Annotated in this window: 18 protein-coding genes and 1 pseudogene; 8 read left to right on the top strand and 11 right to left on the bottom strand. The window is 53.0% G+C overall.

Translation table 11 applies throughout. From position 1 onward, the window contains the following. The first annotated feature begins 64 nt into the window (after window positions 1-64). From ACP3TC_RS07080 to sanA, 5 genes are all read left to right on the top strand, one after another. Complete coding sequence (locus ACP3TC_RS07080; protein WP_313852766.1) at window positions 65-457, top strand: CidA/LrgA family protein; 393 nt, start codon at window positions 65-67, stop codon at window positions 455-457. Continuing rightward, window positions 450-1142, top strand: coding sequence for a CidB/LrgB family autolysis modulator (locus ACP3TC_RS07075; RefSeq protein WP_313852768.1), 693 nt, complete (start codon window positions 450-452; stop codon window positions 1140-1142). Before ACP3TC_RS07080 ends, ACP3TC_RS07075 begins: the two co-directional genes overlap by 8 nt. Before the next feature lie 129 nt (window positions 1143-1271). Beyond that, on the top strand, window positions 1272-2162 hold the full coding sequence (cdd, locus tag ACP3TC_RS07070) for a cytidine deaminase (RefSeq protein WP_426817846.1): 891 nt from the start codon (window positions 1272-1274) through the stop codon (window positions 2160-2162). Between the two features lie 128 nt (window positions 2163-2290). Next, window positions 2291-3988, top strand: a complete 1698-nt coding sequence (locus ACP3TC_RS07065; protein ID WP_313852770.1) for an NAD-dependent malic enzyme — start codon at window positions 2291-2293, stop codon at window positions 3986-3988. A gap of 133 nt (window positions 3989-4121) precedes the next feature. Continuing rightward, window positions 4122-4844, top strand: a complete 723-nt coding sequence (sanA, locus tag ACP3TC_RS07060; protein WP_426817845.1) for an outer membrane permeability protein SanA — start codon at window positions 4122-4124, stop codon at window positions 4842-4844. A gap of 96 nt (window positions 4845-4940) precedes the next feature. On the opposite strand, the gene mglC is transcribed toward sanA, so the two are convergent. From mglC to ACP3TC_RS07025, 7 genes are all read right to left on the bottom strand, one after another. Further along, entirely contained in the window at window positions 4941-5951 is a 1011-nt protein-coding gene (mglC, locus tag ACP3TC_RS07055) for a galactose/methyl galactoside ABC transporter permease MglC (protein WP_313852772.1), read from the bottom strand. Window positions 5952-5970: 19 nt separating this feature from the next. After that, window positions 5971-7491, bottom strand: a complete 1521-nt coding sequence (mglA, locus tag ACP3TC_RS07050) for a galactose/methyl galactoside ABC transporter ATP-binding protein MglA (protein ID WP_313852773.1) — start codon at window positions 7489-7491, stop codon at window positions 5971-5973. A gap of 58 nt (window positions 7492-7549) precedes the next feature. After that, the gene (mglB, locus tag ACP3TC_RS07045; RefSeq protein WP_313852774.1) at window positions 7550-8545 is read right to left on the bottom strand and encodes a galactose/glucose ABC transporter substrate-binding protein MglB; all 996 of its coding nucleotides are present in this window, start codon (window positions 8543-8545) and stop codon (window positions 7550-7552) included. Window positions 8546-8887: 342 nt separating this feature from the next. After that, window positions 8888-9910, bottom strand: coding sequence for an HTH-type transcriptional regulator GalS (gene galS / locus ACP3TC_RS07040; protein ID WP_426817844.1), 1023 nt, complete (start codon window positions 9908-9910; stop codon window positions 8888-8890). A gap of 159 nt (window positions 9911-10069) precedes the next feature. Beyond that, the gene (yeiB, locus tag ACP3TC_RS07035) at window positions 10070-11230 is read right to left on the bottom strand and encodes a DUF418 domain-containing protein YeiB (RefSeq protein WP_426817843.1); all 1161 of its coding nucleotides are present in this window, start codon (window positions 11228-11230) and stop codon (window positions 10070-10072) included. A gap of 60 nt (window positions 11231-11290) precedes the next feature. Further along, window positions 11291-11956, bottom strand: coding sequence for a GTP cyclohydrolase I FolE (folE, locus tag ACP3TC_RS07030; RefSeq protein WP_313852779.1), 666 nt, complete (start codon window positions 11954-11956; stop codon window positions 11291-11293). Between the two features lie 135 nt (window positions 11957-12091). Beyond that, the gene (locus ACP3TC_RS07025) at window positions 12092-13219 is read right to left on the bottom strand and encodes a YbfB/YjiJ family MFS transporter (protein WP_313857763.1); all 1128 of its coding nucleotides are present in this window, start codon (window positions 13217-13219) and stop codon (window positions 12092-12094) included. Window positions 13220-13370: 151 nt separating this feature from the next. Here ACP3TC_RS07025 and ptrR point away from each other — a divergent pair, with 151 nt between their 5' ends. The 3 genes from ptrR to fghA all read left to right on the top strand — a co-directional run bounded on the left by ptrR (window position 13371) and on the right by fghA (window position 16328). Next, window positions 13371-14252 (top strand): putrescine utilization regulator PtrR, encoded by an 882-nt coding sequence (gene ptrR / locus ACP3TC_RS07020; protein ID WP_313852780.1) that lies wholly within the window; start codon window positions 13371-13373, stop codon window positions 14250-14252. A gap of 96 nt (window positions 14253-14348) precedes the next feature. Continuing rightward, on the top strand, window positions 14349-15473 hold the full coding sequence (locus ACP3TC_RS07015) for an S-(hydroxymethyl)glutathione dehydrogenase/class III alcohol dehydrogenase (RefSeq protein ID WP_313852781.1): 1125 nt from the start codon (window positions 14349-14351) through the stop codon (window positions 15471-15473). Between the two features lie 12 nt (window positions 15474-15485). Then, window positions 15486-16328 carry an S-formylglutathione hydrolase gene (gene fghA, locus ACP3TC_RS07010; protein ID WP_313852782.1) on the top strand — a complete coding sequence of 281 codons (843 nt, stop codon included), beginning with the start codon at window positions 15486-15488 and terminating at the stop codon, window positions 16326-16328. A gap of 87 nt (window positions 16329-16415) precedes the next feature. Here the strand turns inward: fghA and cirA are convergent. From cirA to ACP3TC_RS06990, 4 genes and pseudogenes are all read right to left on the bottom strand, one after another. Continuing rightward, window positions 16416-18387, bottom strand: a pseudogene (gene cirA, locus ACP3TC_RS07005) (catecholate siderophore receptor CirA). Window positions 18388-18573: 186 nt separating this feature from the next. Beyond that, complete coding sequence (locus ACP3TC_RS07000) at window positions 18574-19365, bottom strand: ABC transporter ATP-binding protein (protein ID WP_313852785.1); 792 nt, start codon at window positions 19363-19365, stop codon at window positions 18574-18576. Beyond that, window positions 19365-20447 (bottom strand): FecCD family ABC transporter permease, encoded by a 1083-nt coding sequence (locus tag ACP3TC_RS06995; RefSeq protein WP_313852786.1) that lies wholly within the window; start codon window positions 20445-20447, stop codon window positions 19365-19367. Before ACP3TC_RS06995 ends, ACP3TC_RS07000 begins: the two co-directional genes overlap by 1 nt. Before the next feature lie 279 nt (window positions 20448-20726). Beyond that, entirely contained in the window at window positions 20727-22193 is a 1467-nt protein-coding gene (locus ACP3TC_RS06990; protein WP_313852788.1) for an amino acid permease, read from the bottom strand. Between the last annotated feature and the right edge of the window lie 89 nt (window positions 22194-22282).

Below are 22282 nucleotides of genomic sequence, written 5' to 3'. Positions count from 1 at the left end.
CGGCTTCCCTGCCCTGATCCCATCATTCGGTAATCAAGACTCGCCGCTTGCCCAGGAGCCTGCCATGCTCAGCGTGCTATCTGTCTGCTGGCGTTATCTTCGCGCCTTTACCATCATTTACCTCTGCCTGTATGCCGGTAACGGCATCTCATTTCTGCTGCCGCTGACCATTCCCGGCAGTATCATTGGTATGCTACTGCTGTTCGCGCTACTGGCGTCACAAATTCTGCCGGTCAGCTGGGTTAAGCCGGGCTGCCATCTGCTGATTCGCTATATGGCGCTGCTGTTTGTACCGATCAGCGTCGGCATTATGAGCTACACCGAGATTCTCAGCGCCCAGTTTGGCCCGATTGTTGTCTCCTGCGTCGTCAGTACCCTGATTGTGTTGGTGGTGGTCGGCCTGACGTCTCAGCGGCTGCACGATCACAGCCTGCGTCAGGAGAGCGCCGATGAGTGATATCTGGTGGTCACTGCCGCTAACGCTGGCGGTGTTCTTTGCCGCACGCCTGCTGGCAAAAAAAGTTAAAATTTCACTGCTCAATCCGCTGCTGATCTCGATGGCGGTCATTATTCCGCTGCTGTTGCTGATTAATATGCCCTACGCGCGCTATTTTCAGGGCAGCGCGCTGCTGAATCACCTGCTGCAACCGGCGGTGGTGGCGTTAGCGGTGCCGCTGTATGAACAGATGCATCAGATTCGGGCGCGCTGGAAGTCGATTATCAGCGTCTGCTTTATTGGCAGCCTGACGGCGATGATTTCCGGCACTGCTATCGCTCTGTGGCTAGGGGCAACGCCGGAAATCGCCGCCACTATTTTGCCAAAATCAGTGACCACACCGATTGCCATGGCGGTTTCTGACTCACTGCACGGCATTCCCGCTATCAGCGCCATCTGCGTTTTAGTGGCAGGCGTTTTGGGCGCAGTATTCGGCCATATGCTGCTTAACCTGCTGCGGGTGCGCAGTAAAGCAGCGCGGGGCCTCGCCATTGGTAACGCCTCTCATGCACTGGGTACTGCACGCTGCGCCGAGATTGATTTTCAGGAAGGTGCCTTCAGCTCACTGGCTCTGGTCATTTGCGGCATTATTACTTCTTTGCTGGCACCGTTTATTTTCCCGCTATTGCTACACTGGTTGAGTTAAATCTTGCGAGAGATCTCGCAATTCAGCATCAACTTTCATTGATTGCATTGATAGCGCGATGCAGATCACATATAACCTGCTGATTGCACCGTAAAATGCGTAGCCAACAACGCCAATGAGAGGCACTTAATGCATCCACGTTTTCAACCCTCTTTTGCAGCTCTGTCGCCCGAATTACAGACTGCGCTAAAGCCAATTCTTGATGCTGATGATTTCAGCGCCCGTTTTAGCGCGCCACAGATTGCGGCGATTAAACAGCACACCGCACTTGATGATGATGCGCTGGCGCTGGCGCTGCTGCCGTTAGCGGCCGCCTGTGCCGTCGCTCCGCTGTCAAACTTCGATGTCGGCGCGGTGGCGCGTGGCAAAAGCGGGAACTGGTACTTTGGTGCCAATATGGAATTTGCTGGCGCCACCATGCAGCAAACGGTTCATGCCGAGCAAAGCGCGGTGACGCATGCCTGGCTGAGCGGAGAAACCGCGCTGGAAGCGGTTACCGTTAACTATTCTCCCTGCGGCCACTGTCGTCAGTTTATGAACGAACTGAATAGCGGTACTGACCTGCGCATCTGTCTGCCAGGCCGCCAGCCTGCCACACTGGGCGACTACCTGCCTTACGCCTTTGGTCCACGCGATCTGGCGATTGAAACCCTGCTGCTTGATCCGATCGATCACGGCTATAGCATCAGTGGCGATGCGCTGGAACAGCAGGCGATAAAAGCCGCCAATGCCAGTCATGCGCCTTACAGCCATTCACACAGCGGTGTGGCCGTAGAAACCCTCAGCGGCAGGATTTATGCCGGCCGTTATGCCGAAAATGCCGCCTTTAACCCGAGCTTACCGCCGCTTCAGGCCGCACTAATTCTGTTAAACATGCACGGCGAAAGCTGCTCGCAGATTGGCCGTGCGGTGCTGGCAGAGCGTGCCAGTGGCAAGCTGATTCAGCGCCAGGCAACGGAAGCCACCCTTCAGGCGCTGGGCTGCCAGAACATCCGCTACGTCGAACTGCAAAAAGCGTAAGCTTTCACCCAATACCTCGATGAAGTTCGCAGCTTTTGTTATCAATTATTAACAAAAGCTGTACTTCTGCGCTTTTTTTCATAGGATCATGGGCACACAATATCATTGAGCCAGAGGCTATTTTTAAAATGGAACTCGAGTACGAGAGTAAAAGACCGTTATATATTCCCTACGCCGGACCTATTCTGTTGGAATTTCCACTGCTGAATAAAGGCAGCGCCTTCTCAATCGAAGAACGTAATGATTTCAACCTTCGCGGCCTGTTACCAGAAACCGTGGAAACGATTGAAGAACAGGCCGAACGTGCCTGGCGCCAGTTTCATGACTTCAAAAACAATAACGATAAACACGTCTATCTGCGCAATATTCAGGACACCAACGAAACTCTGTTCTACCGCCTGCTGGATAATCATCTCGAAGAGATGATGCCGATTATCTATACCCCGACGGTCGGCGCCGCTTGTGAACACTTCTCCGAAATCTATCGTCGCGCCCGCGGTCTGTTTATCTCCTACCCGAACCGCGCCAATATCGAAGATATGCTGCAGAACGCCACTAAACAAAACGTAAAAGTCATCGTGGTGACTGACGGCGAACGTATTCTCGGTCTTGGCGACCAGGGTATCGGCGGCATGGGCATTCCCATTGGTAAACTGTCACTGTACACCGCCTGTGGCGGCATCAGCCCGGCCTACACCCTGCCGGTAGTCCTGGATGTCGGTACTAATAACCAGCAGCTGTTAAATGATCCACTGTATATGGGCTGGCGTCATCCGCGCATCACCGGTGAAGAGTATGATGCTTTCGTTAACGAATTTATTAATGCAGTGAAAAGCCGCTGGCCAAATGTGCTGTTGCAGTTTGAGGATTTTGCTCAGAAAAATGCCATGCCGTTGCTGGAACGCTATCGTGATGAAGTCTGCTGCTTCAACGACGATATTCAGGGTACCGCTGCGGTCACGCTGGGTACGCTGATTGCCGCCAGCCGCGCAGCCGGCAGCAAATTGCGCGATCAGAATGTGGTATTCCTCGGTGCCGGTTCCGCCGGTTGCGGTATTGCCGAGCAAATTATCGCCCAGATGAAATCTGAAGGCCTGAGCGACGAAGAAGCCCGCGCCCGCGTCTTTATGGTCGACCGCTTTGGCCTGCTGACCGATAAACTGCCAAACCTGCTGAACTTCCAGAGCAAACTGGTGCAGAAAAGTGAAAATCTCAGCGGCTGGGATGTCAGCACTGACTCGCTGTCGCTGCTGGATGTGGTGCGCAACACGCGGCCGGATATCCTGATTGGCGTTTCCGGACAGCCTGGCCTGTTCAGTGAAGAAATTATTCGTGAAATGCACAAACACTGCCCGCGTCCGATTGTTATGCCGCTGTCCAATCCAACCTCACGTGTTGAAGCCACGCCGCAGGATATTCTCGCCTGGACCGATGGTGCAGCGCTGGTGGCGACCGGCAGCCCATTCTCACCGGTCAGCTGGAAAGGGGTAACCTATCCGATTGCGCAGTGTAATAACTCCTATATCTTCCCTGGCATCGGCCTTGGCGTGATCGCTTCCGGCGCAAGCCGCGTCACTGACAGCATGCTGATGGCGGCAAGCCGCACGCTGGCTGACTGTTCGCCACTGGCGAATGAAGGCGTTGGTGCAGTACTGCCGGAAATCAAAGATATCCAGGGCGTGTCGAAACTGATCGCCATGGCAGTAGGTAAAGCAGCGCAGCTGGCTGGTGTTGCGGTAGTCACTTCGGAAGATGTGCTGTCGAAGTCGATCGCTAACAACTTCTGGCTTCCGCAGTACCGTAATTACCGCCGCACCTCAATATAATCTCATGCATCGGGCGTTTGCGCCCGAATATGGGTAAAAATGCGGCGACTGAACGCTGCTGTGCTTGCTTCACAGCAGCGGCTCAAGTAGCCTTAAATTATCCTGTTACCTGCCCGACTGAGCGCCCCTGAGCATGTTGAAACGCTTGATATATGGTCTGATTATCATCGTGGTTCTGATGGTAGTGACCGCGCTCGGCCTCGATCGCTGGATTAGCTGGAAGACCGCGCCCTATGTTTATGACGATTTGACTTCACTGCCCCATCGTCAGGTTGGTGTGGTATTAGGAACCGCCAAGTACTACCGCACCGGCGGGGTCAATCAGTACTACCGTTATCGAATGCAGGGTGCGATCAACGCTTACAACAGCGGCAAGGTGAATTATCTGCTGTTAAGCGGCGACAATGCACTGCAAAGCTATAACGAACCGATGACGATGCGGCGCGATCTGATTGCCGCTGGCGTCCCCCCTTCTGATATCGTGCTCGACTTTGCCGGCTTCCGCACGCTGGATTCGATTGTGCGCACGCGCAAAGTGTTTGATACCAACGATTTCATCATTATTACCCAGCGCTTCCACTGTGAACGCGCGCTGTTTATTGCCCTGCATATGGGCATTCAGGCGCAGTGTTATGCGGTGCCGTCACCAAAAAATATGCTGACAATTCGTTTTCGTGAAGTGGGTGCACGGCTCGGCGCACTGGCGGATCTCTATCTGATGAAGCGCGAGCCGCGTTTTCTCGGGCCGCTGGTGCCGATTCCGGCGGTGCATGAAGTGCCGGAAAACGCGCAAAGTTATCCGGCCGTTTCGCCGGAACAGCTACTGGAGTTGCAGCAAAAGCGGGAAAAGAAATAACGGCGGAAAGTTAGCCGGGTGGATCAGGGGATTTGCATCTTGTATACCCTTAAAACGGGAGCCGAAAATGGCTCCCGTTTTAAACTCCAGCAATCACTATTTCTTACGTGAGTACTTCAGTGAATCCAGTGCCACCGCGAAAATAATGATGCCGCCCTTAATTATGTACTGCCAGTAAGGGTTAACGCCGATATAAGTCAAACCGTAGTTAATCACCGTAAAGATAATCACCCCGGTCACCACTCCCGCTACCGTACCCACCCCCCCGGCAAAGGAAACGCCCCCCACCACGCAGGCGGCAATCGCATCCAGCTCGTACATAAAGCCGAGGTTGTTGGTGGCACTGCCGATACGTCCAGCTTCCAGCAACCCACCGAAGGCATAAAACACCCCGGACAGCGCATAGATCATAATCAGGTTAAGCGACACGTTAACACCGGAGACTTTCGCCGCTTCCGGGTTACCGCCGATAGCAAAAATGTTCTTACCGAAGCGCGTTTTATTCCACAGAATCCAGACGAATATAATCGCAATAATCGCATAGAAGGTAATGTAAGAGAGCTTAAAATCACCGAAGCGCAGGAAGCCCTGAGCAAAGGTAGAAAAGCCCGAATCGAAGCCGGCAATCGGTGAGGCACCAACATAATCGTAATACAGCGAGTTAACGCCATAGACAATAATCATGGTACCCAAAGTGGTAATAAATGGCGTGACCTTCAGGTAAGCAATAATAATACCGTTGATCAGACCAATAAAGGCACCGATAAGACACACCGTCAGGATAACCAGCGGAATCGGAATGGTTCCGATGCCCGGGAATACCTTATTGACGTTGTCCATTGACTGCAGCATGGTAGCCGCAACCACCGCGGCAAGGCCAACCTGACGCCCTGCCGAGAGGTCAGTACCCTGGGTGACAATCAGCCCCGCCACGCCCAGTGCAATAATCACGCGTACTGAGGATTGGGTCAGAATATTACTCAGGTTCATTAAACTGAGGAACGTTGGATCCTGGAAAATTATGATTGCCAACAGAACCAGCAAGACGACGTAAATACCGCCTTCTTTTAACCAGGTGAGCGCATTTTTCTTATTAACAGCTTTCATGGTAACAGCCCTTACATCATTAAAGGTGTAACGACGCTAAACGCAATATTTCGTTCTGCGTGGTAGTTTTGGTTTCGACAATGCCTGCAACCAGGCCATTACTCATTACCAGTATCCGGTCGGTAATCCCCAACAGCTCCGGCATTTCGGAGGAGATGATAATAATTCCCTTCTCTTTCTTCGCCAGTTCAGCAATCAGCTGATAAATCTCAAACTTAGCCCCAACGTCAATACCGCGTGTCGGCTCATCCAGCATCAATATCTCAGGCTGGGTGAGCAACCAACGACCGATAATCACTTTTTGCTGATTACCCCCAGACAACGAACCGATAGACGTGTGGTGCCCCGGTGTTTTTACCCGCATTGAATCGATCACCCACTGGGTATCACTTTTCATCCGGCGGTTATCCAGCAGGCCAATGCTGTTTTTATATTTACGAATATTGGAAATCAGCGAGTTGAAACCGATATCCAGATAAGCATAGATCCCGGTTGAGCGGCGCTCTTCGGTGACCAGTGCAAAGCCGTGATTAATCGCTTCGTTGGCGCTGTGATTATTAATCGCTTTGCCATGCAGCTTAATGGTGCCGCCGGATTTATCACGAATACCAAATAACGTCTCGACGATATCGGTACGTTTTGCCCCCACCAGCCCGGCGATACCCAGGATTTCACCTTTATGCAAATCAAAGGAGATATCGCGAATTGAAGGCTGGCTGCGCGAGGTTAAATTACGCACTTCGAGTATCACTTCACCCGGCACGTTGGCTTTATCCGGGAAACGCTGGTTCAGCGAACGTCCGACCATCATCGCAATGATCTTGTTCATATCCAGCCCTTCCAGCGACTGGGTGGCAATCCACTGACCATCGCGCAGAATGGTTATCTCATCACATAGCTGGAAAATCTCTTCCATTTTGTGCGAAATATAGACAATACCGCAGCCGCGATCTTTTAATTTACGGATAATGGTAAACAGATGGTTTACCTCTTTTTCCGTTAACGAAGAGGTTGGCTCGTCCATAATGACGATTTTGGCGTTATAAGAGAACGCTTTGGCGATTTCGATCATTTGCATCTGTGAAACAGAAAGCGTCGCCACTTTGTCACGCGGATCGATATCAATATCTAATTCATCAAATATCGCTTTGGTATCGCGATACATTTTATCCTGATCGACAAACAGCCCTTTACGTGGATAACGGCCAAGCCACATGTTATCCATTACCGTACGCTGTAATACCAGATTCAGTTCCTGATGCACCATCGACACGCCGTTTTCCAGCGCCTCTTTGGAGCTTTTAAAATCGATTTCCTCACCCTGAAACAGGATGCTCCCCGAGTCTTTTTTATAAATGCCAAACAGGCATTTTAATAACGTCGATTTACCCGCACCGTTTTCGCCCATCAAAGCATGAATAGAGTGCGGCCGAACTTTTAAATTAACGTTGTCTAGTGCCTTCACGCCAGGAAATGATTTATTAATATTGCTCATTTCCAGCAGGAATTCACGCTGCGGTATGGTTTTATCACTGGCCATAATTTACCTGGCTGAAAGAGTCATGCATGGGCGCAGAATGACTCTGCGCCCGGGTATTTTATTTCACGAACTGAGACAGGTTATCTTTATCCACCGCCACATAAGGTACGCGGACGATTTTGTTTTCCAGTTTATAGTTAGTCCCTTCGGCAGCAGGCTTGCCGGCCGCAAGGTTTTTCGCCATCTCAAAGGTCGCTTTCGCCTGGTTATCCGCATCGTTCAGTACGGTACCGGCCATCGCCCCAGATTTCACCATCGCCAGCGCTTCTGGCAGCGCATCAACACCAAATACCGGGATTGAGGATTTATTATGTGCCTTCAGCGCTTCGACTGCGCCCATCGCCATTGCGTCGTTGTTGGCAATGACCACTTCAATTTTGTTGCCGTTCGGGCCGGATAACCAGGCATCCATTTTATCTTTTGCCTGAGCGGTATCCCACATCGCGGTATCCAAGTGCAGCTGCTGAGTTTTCAGGCCGTCTTTATTCAGCGTATCAATAACATACTTAGTACGTGCTTCTGCATCCGGGTGGCCCGGCTCGCCTTTCAGCAGCACGAACTGAATCTGACCATCTTTATTCAGATCCCAGTTTGGATTGGCTTTCCAGTGTTTCTCGATCAGTTCACCCTGCTTCACGCCAGACTCTTTCGAATCGGTTCCGACATAATAAGCTTTGTCGTAACTGGCCAGCGCTTTGGCGGTCGGTTCTTTGTTAAAGAACACAATAGGGACATCGTTTGAACGGGCTTTATCGATAATAACTGCCGCCGCCGCCGGGTCAACCAGGTTAATCGCCAGCGCTTTTACGCCCTTCGCCATTAGCACGTCTACCTGGTCGTTTTGCGTTGACTGGCTATTCTGCGAGTCATTCATTAACAGCTGAACGTCCGGGCTATTTTTTGCTTCTTTTTCGATAGCTTTGCGCACTACAGACATAAAGTTATCGTCATATTTGTAGATAGTGACGCCAATGCGCGTATCCGCTGCATGTGCCGTTGCACCAAACATCATACTGGCTACCAAGGCTGTAAGCGTAAAAACCTTCTTATTCATATTATCTCCGGGTTTTGGCAGGGTATTTCTTCGTTTTGGCCTGTCACCTTAAGGCGATCAGATTAAAACAATCGGTAATTAACCATCGGCGACGCGTAGGTGTGATTAACAGGTACGCAAAGCCATCGGCGTGTTAACACAAGCCTGACTTCCTTATTCGGTAATGCTTCCTGTAATAGATATTCAGAACTGTTTTGCTAAAGATTTGGACGCAGTGGCTGGAATGATTAACGCGTTACATTATGTTTCAGCCCCTGCATTGCGCTGTCATCATAGAGAGCGCGATGTTAATTAACTGTGAATTTACTCACAAATTGAAAACGGTTACATGAGGAAATCGCTTCAATTAGTGACCGGCTCCACAGTTTGCCGCTGCGCTACCGAATGGCGGCGTACCAGCGTCGGCATAAAACAATGCTGAGCAGTGTGATCGAGCTGACCCGCTGCACCTTTAAGTGCCAGCTCGGTAGCAAGTTTCGCCATAGAAACAATAGGATAGCGCACCGTCGTCAGTTGCGGATCGGTATAACGCGAGACAGGAATATCATCAAATCCGATAATTGAAACCTGCTGCGGGACGAGGATTCCGTTATCTTTCAATGCGGTTAGCGCACCGGCTGCCATACTGTCGTTATAGGCGAATACCGCGCTAAGGTGCTGATTACGCCCCAGCAACTCGACCATTGCCGCCTCGCCACCTTGTAAATCGGCTTCGCCGCTGGCGATCCATCCTTCCGCTGGCACAATGCCCTGCTCGGCCAGCGCCTGCTGCCAGCCGTCACGCCGCTGTACGACGTCCTCAATCGGATGACAAGAGCTGAGATAGCCAATGCGCGTGTGCCCCTGCTGCTGCAACATCCGCGTCGCCATCAGCGCGCCGCTGACGTTATCCAGACAGACGCAGCGATGGGCATAGCCCGCCACAATACGATTTACCAGCACCATGCCGGGTACCTGATCCATAAAATCGGCCAGCTCCCGATCTGACAACATTTTTGCGTGAACGATTAACGCGTTACAGCGTTGGCGAATCAGCACTTCAATCGCGTGACGCTCTTTCGCTTCCTGATGCCATGAGTTACTGATCAGCACATGTTTGTTCATCTGCTGCGCCACGGTATCGACCGCTTTGACCAGCGCACCAAAAAAAGGATCGGAAACGTCCATCACCACTACGCCAATGGTGTCACTGACCTGGGTCGCCAGCGCCTGAGCATTAGCATTTGGCCGGTAACCCAATGATTCGACAGCGTGTAACACGTTTTCACGCGTTTCTGCGGTCACCACACAGTTGTTATTCAGCACGCGGGAAACCGTTGCCACGGAAACGCCAGCAAGACGTGCCACATCACGGATTGTTATCATGAACGCCTGACCCTGAAAATAGTTGATCGCATCGCTCTTTCCGACATCTGAAGTGTTTCTGTCGGCTATTTTGTCAGGCGTTAACGGTTAACAGCGTGAATCAGGTCACACTGATGAAAACGGTTACATACAATTGTGCAACCTTTGTGATGGCGGTCATTATCCGGCGCGGGAACTGTCTGCGGGTTTACCGGCGGCCAGCCTGGTCAGCTGACGCCATAGCCACTCCATCGGCCCCTGACGGAACAGACGCAGCCAGCATAGTGAGAAGAGAATATTGATCGCCCATACCGCCGGCACTATTGCCAGTAATTGCAGGCGATCCAGCTGCATAAACCAGCCAAAGCGATAGAACAGCGTGGTGCAGATCAGAGTTTGAAGCAGATAGTTAGTCAGCGCCATACGGCCGACGCAACAGATAGCCCGGGTGATTTTCAGTTTTGCCAGTAACGGCCAGTAACCAAAACAGAGCGCAGCATAACCGATGGCCTGCAACGGCGCGGCTAAATCGCGTGGAACCTGCAGCAAGAAGCCGGTCCAGCGAAAATCCCAGCGTAAATACCACTGCAGAAAAATACCCGGAATCTGAATCAGAAAGGCGATGCCAATCAGTAGCCATGCCGTGCGGCGGTAATGCCGGGCGCTGAACTCGCCTTTCAGCCAGCCGTTACGCATTAATGCGCTGCCAATCATCATCAGTCCGGCCAGCTGCCAGCCATATTGCGCGCCGAGCGCCAGCAGGCTCGATGAGAGATGATCGAGACGATTCTGCACCGCTTCCCAGCCGCCTGCCAGCTTCCAGAATGATTCATATTGCAGATCGGCAATACCGGGCAGCCAGGAACTGTTGGCCTCACCGCTGGAGATCATACTGAATACCACCAGCACCGCCACGCCGACCAGATACAGCATCACACCGGTATTAAACAGCGAACGGGTAGAAGGAACGTCGCGGATCATTCGCCGGGCAATCAGGCCTACGATGCCATAATCCAGCAGGATATCGCCTTCCCAGAAAAAAACCGCGTGAATAAAACCGAAAATAGCCAGCCACGTCAGGCGGGATTGCAACCAGCGCTTGCCGCGCGGCAACAGCATTTGCAGCCCGGCACCAAACAGCAAGGCGAACAGCGTCAGGAATTTGATTTGCGCCAGCAGATCGAGCGTGGCCCAGGTCCAGATCTCACGTCCGGGGGGCACCCCTTGCCAGGCGGGATTAAGATAAGCAGCCGAGGGAAGACCAAAGCCATAAATGTTCAGCAACAGGATACCGAGAACGGCGAGACCACGAATAAAGTCCAGCGTGATATTGCGTTGCATTCAGGCTTCCCGTAAAGAAATTAACGCTCTTCCCCGCAGTCAGGGAAGAGCAATCGCTGATCAGCTGTGACGCACCGCGCGCAGAAATTCCTGGCGGGTATTCTGGCTGGACTTAAACAGACCACCCAGTGAGGTGGTGGTGGTCGCACTGGTTGCGTCACGAATGCCGCGCGCTTTAACGCAGTAGTGCACCGCGTCAATGGATACCGCGACGTTACTGGTGCCGAGCAGGGTTTGCAGCGCGACTAAAATCTGCTGCGTCAGGCGCTCCTGCACCTGCGGGCGCGAGGCGAAGAACTGCACAATGCGGTTGATCTTCGACAGGCCAATCACTTTCTCTTTCGGGATATACGCCACGGTCGCTTTACCGTCGATAATCACAAAATGGTGTTCACAGGTGCTGGTCAGGGTGATGTCACGCACCGTCACCATCTCATCCACCTTCATTTTGTTTTCAATCACGGTAATTTTTGGGAAGTTGGCGTAATCGAGGCCGGAAAATACTTCATCGACATACATCTTAGCGATGCGATGCGGCGTTTCCGCCAGGCTGTCATCTTCCAGATCCAGATTCAGCAACTTCATGATTTCAGTCATATGACCGGTAATCAGGTGCTTACGCGCTTCGTCGTCCAATTCACGCGCTGGCGAGCGTAATGGGGTTTCCAGTCCACGCGCGAGTAGCGCTTCATGAACCAGGGCAGCTTCCTGACTTAACGTAGCCATTTTATTGTTTTCTCCAGCAGGTGATTCACCCGACCAATGCAGCAATTCATCAGACGGACAGGTTTCTGAGCGCGTATTCTGGAACACTCCGCGAGGTTTATCCAGTGAATCAATTTAAATGGCGGTGAAAGTGTTTCATTTACCTTTGCGAAATACCAGCATTCCGGCGATTGCCAGCCCAGTTCCTGCCACGTACAGCGCCGGTTCCAGCCGGTGCGTCAGCTGGGTGGAGAGCGCTGACAGCACCGGCCCAACCAGTTGTCCAATGGCATAGCCGGTCGTCAGTAAACCCGCCAGATAACGCGCATGTTCTGGCGCCAGTTCGCGGCCGTACTGTAATGACAGCTGAACCACACAGAGGAAGCCGCCGCCGACCAGCACTGCGCCAATCACCAGCCCGCTCATGCCTGGAATAATATCAGCGGCAAATACCCCCAGCGCCTGCGCCCATAGCGTCAACGCCAGACGCCGGTGAGTCGATGAGTAGCGACGGGTTATGATGCCAAGCCCGATCCCTACTACCGCTGCACCGCCAAAAATGGGCCAGACAAACTGCGCAAAAGCGCTGTCAGGAAAACGTGCGGCTGCCATCTGCGATAAAAATGTCGCCGGCAGGATATAGCCAAAGCCTGCCAGACTGTAACTCAGCACCAGCCGTTTCAGCGCTGGCGTCAGTAACAGCGGCTGCGGCGCGGTCTCCGGACGATGCAGCTGGCCGCTGCGCGGCAGGTTCGCCGCAATTAACGTAATCAGCACCAGCGCCAGCAGACCATAAGCGGCCCAGGCAAAAGCGGCGCTGACATTGAAGGCATGCAGCAATACTGCCAGCATTCCACTGATAAAGATTCCGGTGCCCGGCCCGGCAAATACCGCCGCCGACAGGCCGGGACGGCCGTGGTGCAGCAGCTGTTCATTGCTCCACGCCGCCACCAGCACCATCGCCCAGCCGCTGGCCCAGCCAATTAAAAACCGCAGGATGCCGTGCCACCACGGGCCGTCAACGCAGGCGGAAAGCAAGGTCAGAATCACTGCTCCCCAGACTCCCGCCTTAAGCCGCCACTCTACCCTGCGGCTGGCGCGCATCGCATCGAAAGAGCCGCACAGATAACCGAGGTAATTAAGTGCGGCCACCAGTCCGGCGCTGGTTAATGTCAGCTGATGTTCGTTAATCATCAGCGGAACTTGTGGGGTGAAAGCAAAGCGGCCAATGCCCATTGCCACCACCAGCGATAAAAATGCGCTTAACGCGACGCGCAGTGCCATATCAATCTCCTGAATTTTTTCTACTGTAGCGCGGGCATTATTCGAATCATTTTGCTGCCAACGCATCATAACGGTTGCCAGTATCATGCGCGCTGGTTAAACTCACGGAAAGTGAATAATCATAAGCAAGTTGCTTACGGGAAGTGAACGGATGGATTTAACCCAGTTACGTATGTTTTGTTCTGTCGCCGAAACCGGTTCGGTTGCGCGTGCTGCTGAGCAGTTGCATCGCGTGCCGTCCAATCTGACAACTCGCCTGCGCCAGCTGGAGCAGGAACTGGGTACCGACCTGTTTATCCGCGAAAAGCAGCGGCTGCGCCTGTCGCCAATGGGCCATAACTTTCTCTGTTATGCCCAGCGCATTCTGGCCCTGAGTGAGGAAGCGCTGAGTATGACGCGTACCGGCGAGCCTGCCGGTAATTTTGCCCTCGGCTCGATGGAGAGCACCGCCGCCACTCGCCTGCCCGCACTGCTGGCAGCTTATCATCAACGCTTTCCGGCGGTGGCGCTATCGCTGATTACCGGTACTTCCGGCGAAATTATCGAACGCGTGCGCGCCGGAACGCTGGCCGCTGCGCTGGTTGATGGCCCGGTGCCGTATGACGAACTGAATGGCTGTATCTCATTTCGTGAACAGATGGTGCTGATCTCCAGTCCCGAGCATGCCGATATCCACAGCGCCGCAGATGCCAGTGACGATACGCTGTTTGCCTTCCGCCCCAGCTGCTCCTATCGCCTGCGCTTTGAGTCGTGGTTTCGTGAAAGCGGCGTGCAGCACGGCAATATTATGGAGATTCAGTCTTATCACGGCATGATGGCCTGCGTCGCCAGCGGTGCCGGCCTGGCGATGATCCCACTCTCCGTACTGCGTCAGATGCCAGGCCAGGAACGAGTGAAAGTGCATCCGTTACCGCCGCTGTATCGCGATAGCGCCACCTGGCTTATCTGGCGACGCGATGCGTTTACGCCGAATGTGGAAGCACTGAAATACCTGATTATTGAACAATTTGATGACAAACCCGAGAACCCGTGAATCTGGTCCATACTTACCAGAGCACAAAATTTACGCAATAACACCAGGTACTAACAGAACGCTAGCCTGGAGCAATTTTAAACAGAGGAAGATACCGTGGAAATGATCAAAACTCGCGCCGCCGTTGCCTGGGCCGCTGGCGAACCACTGAAAATTGAAGAAGTGGATCTGATGCCACCACAAAAAGGTGAAGTACTGGTGCGCATCGTCGCCACCGGTGTTTGCCATACTGATGCCTATACCCTTTCCGGCAAAGATCCGGAAGGCGTGTTCCCGGCGATCCTTGGTCATGAAGGCGGCGGCATTGTTGAAGCGGTTGGCGAAGGCGTAACCAGCGTGGCGGTCGGCGATCATGTCATCCCGCTTTACACTCCGGAATGTGGCGAATGTAAATTCTGTCTTTCCGGCAAAACAAACCTGTGTCAGGCCATTCGTGCGACCCAGGGTAAAGGTTTGATGCCGGACGGCACCACACGCTTCTTTAAAGACGGTCAGCCAATTTTCCACTACATGGGCACCTCGACCTTCTCTGAATACACCGTGCTGCCGGAAATCTCGCTGGCGAAAATCAGTAAAGAAGCACCGCTGGAAGAAGTTTGCCTGCTGGGCTGTGGCGTCACTACCGGTATGGGTGCAGTGATGAATACCGCGAAAGTGAAAGAAGGCGATACCGTGGCGATTTTCGGCCTCGGCGGCATCGGTCTTTCGGCAATTATTGGTGCACAGATGGCGAAAGCCGGTCGCATTATTGCTATCGATATCAATACCAGCAAGTTCGATCTGGCGACCAAACTGGGCGCGACCGAGGTGATTAACCCGAAAGATTACGATAAGCCGATTCAGGATGTGATTGTTGAACTGACCGATGGCGGCGTCGACTTCTCGTTCGAGTGTATCGGCAACGTCAATGTGATGCGCTCCGCACTGGAATGTTGTCATAAAGGCTGGGGTGAATCGGTAATTATTGGTGTGGCTGGCGCGGGCGAAGAGATCTCCACTCGTCCATTCCAGCTGGTTACCGGTCGCGTATGGCGCGGTTCCGCCTTTGGTGGCGTCAAAGGTCGTACAGAACTACCGGGTATCGTTCAGCGTTATATGGACGGCGAGTTCCAGCTTAACGATTTTATTACCCATACCATGCCGCTGGAGCAGATTAACGACGCATTTGATCTGATGCACGAAGGCAAATCGATTCGTACCGTGGTGCACTTTAATAAGTAATCAGGAGGATTAATGCCATCCACGCTGGAGTTACTGGAAGAGCATCGCATGTTTGGCGGCTGGCAGCAGCGCTATCGCCATCCGTCATCAACGCTGAATTGTTCGATGACCTTTAGCATTTTTTTGCCAGGCCCGAAGCAGGAATCGCCGCCGCCGGTGGTGTACTTTCTTGCCGGACTGACCTGCACCGATGAGAACTTCACCACCAAATCCGGCGCGCAGCGTATTGCCGCCGAGCTGGGGCTGATTCTGGTGATGCCAGATACCAGTCCGCGTGGTGAAGCGGTGCCAAATGATGACGGTTACGATCTGGGCCAGGGTGCCGGTTTCTATCTGAATGCCACTCAGGCACCGTGGAATCAGCATTTTCGTATGTATGATTACATCAATGAAGAGCTGCCGGCGCTGATCGCGGATAATTTCAACGTCAGCGATCGTCAGGCGATTGCCGGTCACTCGATGGGCGGTCACGGTGCGATTATGCTGGCGTTGCGCAATCCAGGGAAATTTACCTCAGCGTCGGCGTTCGCGCCGATTGTTAACCCGTGCTACGTTCCCTGGGGACAAAAGGCGTTCAGCAGCTATCTCGGCGACGATAAGCTGGCGTGGCGTGAGTATGACAGCTGCTGGCTGATGCGTCAGGCGCGCGAAACACTGCCGATTTTGATCGATCAGGGTGACAGCGATCAATTTCTTGCCGATCAGTTACAACCTGAGCGTTTAGAGGAAGCCGCGAAAGAAGCTGGCTGGCCGTTAACCGTGCGTATTCAGCCGGGTTACGACCACAGCTATTTCTTTATCGCCAGTTTTATTGAGGATCATCTGCGTTTCCACGCCAGGCATTTATTTGCCTGACGGGATCGTGGGAATCGTTAAAAGAGGCGGCGAAATTCGGCGTCAGAAATTATTTACAGGAGCCGTTTTCGGCTCCCGTTTTTTTCATCAGAACGAATAGTCCATCGCCAGGAAGTAACGGCGGCCATCTTCGTTGTAACTGTAATCATCGCGATTCAGATCTTTATCGGTCAGGTTTAATACCCCCCGCCCGCAATTTCACTGCTTTCGTCGCCTGCCAGGATGCACCGGTATTCCACAGCACATAACCACCCGGCGTCGCGTCGTCATTGTTCAGCGTGCGACGCTCACCTGAATAGTTAGCCTGCAAATAGAATGACCAGTCCTGTAGCGGTGCCCAGTCCAGCGTGCTGTTGGCGGTGTGCAGTGGCATCTCTTTCAACGGTTTATTACCGCCATTACTTAAATCGCGCCCGTCGGAATAGGTATAATTCAACGTCAGCTTCCACTGGTCGTCAAACGGCACCTTCAACTCAGTTTCAATCCCGTTAATCCGCGCTTTATTGACATTGTAATAACGGAACACCGGTTTCCCGTCTTTTTCACCGACATAGTTGGCATAGCTTTTCGCCAGATCGCGATCGGCAGTACGCGCAATATTAATCATATCGTCGACGTTATTCTGGAAAGCGGTGATGCTGCCGGTAATGCCATCCAGCCAGCCTTCATCACCGGCATAGTAGAGGCCCAGTTCGAAACTTTCGCTGGTTTCCGGCTTCAGATCCGGGCTACCGACAATCGAACAGCCACCGCGACAGGAGTTGGTCTGCCAGTCCGGGCTAAGCTGTAATAAAGACGGTGCTTTAAACGCGTTTGCCCAGCCGCCTTTCACCGTAACGGTATCGGTGGCGTTGTAGACCAGATAGACGCGCGGGCTCCAGTGATCGCCATAAGTTTCATGATCGTCCATGCGCACGCCAGCGGTCATCGCCAGCGAATCCAGCATCCGCCATTCATCTTCAACGAACAGCGCGTACTGGCTGGCTGAAACTTTGCTGCTGGATCCGCCGGTCAGATTAACCGGATCGCTGAGCTTATCGTGACGCCACTCACCGCCAAAGGTGACTAACTGATTGATATCGCCCAGCGGCAGAATCAGTTTGCCATCCAGCGAGTTATTTTGTGAGGTGATTTTGCTGGTGGTGAAGTTATCGACTTTGTCACCGTAAAAACGCAGTTCGGTATTACCGAAATCCCAGCGGCCATTATGATCAATCGAGTAGTTCTGGCGCTCAAGGCGGTTTTTATCCAGCGAATCTGAATTACGGTCCTGACGGTTAAAACCGTAGCCGAAATTCATATCCTGATTGTCAGTCGGCGTCAGGGCAAATTCTATACTGCCGTTGCGCAGGGTGTTGCCTTCGATACGCGGCGATAAACCGCTGCTGGCGCTGTCAGAGGGCTGCTGTTTATCTTTCTCACGCTTGCCGCCGCCGCCAAATACTTTGACGCCGAGCAGGTCGTCAACCAGTGGGCCGGTGGCAAAGAAGTTGCCGTTATAGCTGTCGCCACGGTCGCGATTCTCCTGCACAGTGGTGTCTGCACTTAGCGTGCCGTGCCAGGCCTTTCCCACTTTGCGGGTGATAATATTGACCACGCCACCCAGCGCATCGGAGCCATATAACGATGACATCGGCCCACGTACCACTTCGATGCGCTCGATGGCGTCGGCCGGAATCCAGTTAAGATCAAAATCGTTGTGGCGGAATACTGCATTACGCGAGTTAACGCGCTTGCCATCAATCAGAATCAGCGTATAGCTGCTGTCGAGGCCGCGCAGGCTAATCCCCTTACGATTATCACCTTCGTTGGTCAGCTGAACGCCCGGCACTTCACGCAGCACATCACGTAAATTCTGTACCGGCTTACGTTTGATATCTTCGGCAGTAATCACGCTGATACTGGCAGGCGCATCTTTCAGATTCACTTCAGTGGCAGAGGCGGTCACCACCATGGTTTCTTCAGACTGTTTTTCAATTTCGTCAGCAAGGATTGGAAAACTTAAGGTGAGAGCAGACGCGCAGAGGCCCCCACGAACCACTGGATTTAAACGGAACATACTTCTCTCCATGAGATATAAAATATAAATAAAAAATTGTCAGCGCGACTAAGGCAGCTGGTTGCTCACAATAAAAATGCGAATAAATTTTCGCTTAATTCTCCGGTTATATTCCGGAATAGGTTTTTTAATAGCGGGAGACGTTAAATGCCTCCCTGATAATACCAGACTTGTTACGTTGCGTTGTTACAGTGCGGGTTCCGGTTCTGCTACCAGCCCGTCAATCAGTACCTGCGGCGTGCCCTGCGAGCAGCGTTCAATCCGCCCTTTTACCCCGTAGACGCGCGCCAGACTTTCCGGTGTGATCACCTCTGCTGGCTGACCATCGGCAATTAACTCACCATTCTGCAACATTAATACATGCTCGCCATGACGCAGCGCGATATTAATATCGTGCACGACTACCACGGTGACAATATTTCGTTTTTGCGTTTCACGCCGCACTAAATCCATTACGTGGAACTGATAATTTAAATCCAGTGCGCTGAGCGGCTCATCCAGTAATAACAGTTCCGGTCGACGAATCAGCGATTGCGCTAATCCCACCAGCTGTTTCTGACCGCCGGAAAGCTGATCGAGATAACTTAATGCCAGATGCGCAATACCCAGTTGTTCCAGCAGAGACATCACTTCGTTTTCACTGGTGGCGGTACTGCGGCCACCGGACGCACGCTGCGCAACAATAATTGACTCCAGCACGTGCAGATGCACCCCGGCGGGCAATGACTGCGGCAGATAGACCACTTTTTCCGCGCGCCGCGCAAACGGCTGTGCCATCAGCTCTTCGCCATTCAGCCACAGCTCACCTTTGGCGCGGTTCAGCCCGGCCAGAGAGCGCAGCAGCGTCGACTTACCGCAGCCGTTAGGCCCCAGCAATACGGTGATTTTGCCGCGTGGCAGCAATGGCACACTCAGATTTTCAATCACCGGGCGTTTCGGATAACCGGTACTGAATCCGCGAATTGATAATCCCTGCATCAGACATTCCCCCGATGACGCAAAATAATACTCAGGAAGAACGGCACGCCCACCAGCGAGGTGACGATGCCGACCGGGATAATGACGCCAGGAATCAGATTTTTTGACGCCACGGAAGCCATCGACAGCACCAGCGCACCGGTCAGCGCACTGGCCGGTAAATAGAAGCGATGATCTTCACCAAAAATCATCCGCGCAATATGCGGAGCCACCAGGCCAATAAAACCAATCGGCCCGACAAAGGCCACCGCCAGTGCCGAAAGAATGCTGATGCGCAGCAGCGTACCGAGGCGCAAGCGGCGCACGTCGATACCAAAACTAACCGCGCGATCTTCGCCAAGGCGCAGCGCAGTCAGCTTCCACGAACTGAGCATCGAAAACGGCACCAGAATCAGAAATGCCAGCGTCAGCACGCCAAGTTTTTCCCACGATGCGCGCGCCAGGCTGCCCATGGTCCAGAACACCAGCCCCTGTAAGGTATCTTCACTGGCGATAAACTGCATCATCGACACCAGCGCATTGAAGGTAAACACCAACGCGATACCGAACAGCACTACGCCCGAGGTGGCAACCCGCGTCCAGCGCGTGACGCCATCCAGCATCAGAGCGGCAAACAGTGCAAACACAAAGGCGTTGGCAGAAATAAACCATTGAGCGGGGATACCCGGAATACCGATTCCCAGCACAATCGCCAGCGCGGCACCAAATGCCGCCGCTGAAGAAACACCGAGCGTGAACGGGCTGGCCAGCGGGTTATTCAGGATGGTCTGCATTTCTGCACCGGCCAGGCCGAGCGCCATACCCACCACCACCGCCATCAGGGCGTAAGGCAGACGGATATCCCAGACGATAACCCGGGTACCGGCATCTACCGTTTCAGGGCTGATCAACGCGTGCCACAGGGTTTCCAGCGATAAGCCGGAGGGGCCAAGAGTAAAATCCAGCACCAGTGAGGCAAGGATCGCCAGCAGCAATACGCCCATAATCATCAGGCGGTGGCGCAGCAATTGTTGATAGCGTCCCATTACGCTTTGAACGGGATTTTTCTTTGCGTACTGAATGGGCTCGTGGGTGACACTCATTTTTCTCTACCTGCTATTTCTGCATTTTAATTCTGTGATAAAGCAAACTGCCCGGCATGGTATGCGGAGAATTGTAAAACTTATACCCCGCTGCGTAACCGCATCCTTCTCTGGCTCTGTTCCCTGAATGACGGCCAGAATTCTGCTGTTCGATGCAGAAAATGTAACGGCTGTAACAATAAAGCAAATGATAATAGTTATCAATGCAATTTGTAACTGCGCGTGACGGATAAAAAAAAGGCGCGGAAACCGCGCCTTTCATTGATTAATTCGTCAGGATTAACCGTTAAATTTAGGAAACTCCATCTCGCTGTACTTCACGAAGCGGCTGCCGCGTGACAGCTTGTAACCCATCCAAATCAGCAGGAATAACGGGATGCCAATGTAAGTCGCGGTTACGCCATACCAGTCAATACGGTCTTCAAGGAACGCCTGATAGTTTTGGCCCAGCGTAATAATCAGACAGAGCACAAAGGCAAAGATCGGCCCCAGCGGGAAGAAACCAGAACGATACGGCAGATCGGCAATATCCAGCCCCTGTGCCACATAGCCGCGACGGAAACGGTAGTGACTGATGGCAATACCCAGCCAGGCGATAAAGCCGGTCATTCCCGAGGTATTCAGCAGCCAGAGATAAACTTCCTGATTACCAAACATTGAGGTAAAGAAGCACAGCATCGCCACCACTGTAGTGGCATACAGCGCATTACGCGGCACACCGCCTTTCGACAGCCGGGCGAAAATACGCGGCGCTTTACCTTCGCTGGCGAGGGTGTACAGCATGCGCGTGGAAGCATACATCCCTGAGTTACCGGCAGAAAGTACCGCCGTGAGGATGACAGCATTCATCACCGCCGCCGCCGACAGCAGACCCGCATGCTGGAATACCAGAGTAAACGGACTGACGGTGATATCCTTCACGTCATTGCGCAACAGGCTGGGATCGGTATAGGGAATAATCAGGCTGATAATCAGAATGGCAAACACGTAGAACAACAGAATACGCCAGAATACCTGACGCACCGCGCGTGGGATGTTTTTCGCCGGATCTTCTGATTCCCCTGCGGCAACACCAATCAGCTCGGTGCCCTGGAAAGAGAAACCAACAATCATTGCCACGCCGATCATGGCGGCAAATCCGCCGGCGAATGGCGCATCGCCTACTTGCCAGTTATGCCAGCCAGCCGTCTCACCACCGCGCATAATACCGGTGATCATCAGTACGCCGACGGCGATAAAGATAATGACCGTCACCACTTTGATCAGTGAGAACCAGTACTCCGCTTCACCAAAACCTTTGACCGAAATGTAGTTCAGCAGGAACATCAGCGACAGGAATAATGCACTCCAGATCCAGCCGGGGGTATCCGGGAACCAGTAGCTCATCACCAGCTGCGAGGCGACCAAATCGACCGCGATGGTTACTGCCCAGTTGTACCAGTAGTTCCAGCCCAACGCGAAGCCGAAGCCTTCTTCAACATATTTAGAGCCGTAAGTAGAGAACGAGCCGGATACCGGCATAAATGCCGCCAGCTCGCCAAGGCTGGTCATCAGGAAATAAACCATCAGGCCAATCAGCATATAAGACAGTAGCGCGCCGCCCGGGCCCGCCTGAGAAATGGTTGCCCCTGAGGCAACAAAAAGGCCGGTACCGATCGATCCGCCAATGGCGATCATCGTCAGGTGACGGGCCTTCAGTTCGCGTCTTAACGCAGGTGGTTGTGTTGTTTTTTTGTCCTGAACCATGAATTAACGCTATCCTGAGTTAAAATGAGGCGCGATTGTAGCAAATCTCCCCCGCAGGTATAGCGATACCGCGAGGTTATAAGTTAGCT

Origin of the sequence: Winslowiella sp. 2C04, assembly GCF_050037805.1 — a bacterium.
Taxonomy (GTDB): domain Bacteria; phylum Pseudomonadota; class Gammaproteobacteria; order Enterobacterales; family Enterobacteriaceae; genus Erwinia; species Erwinia toletana_A.
Note: the sequence above shows the minus strand (reverse complement) of the source record. Positions and strands in the feature narration are given on the sequence as shown.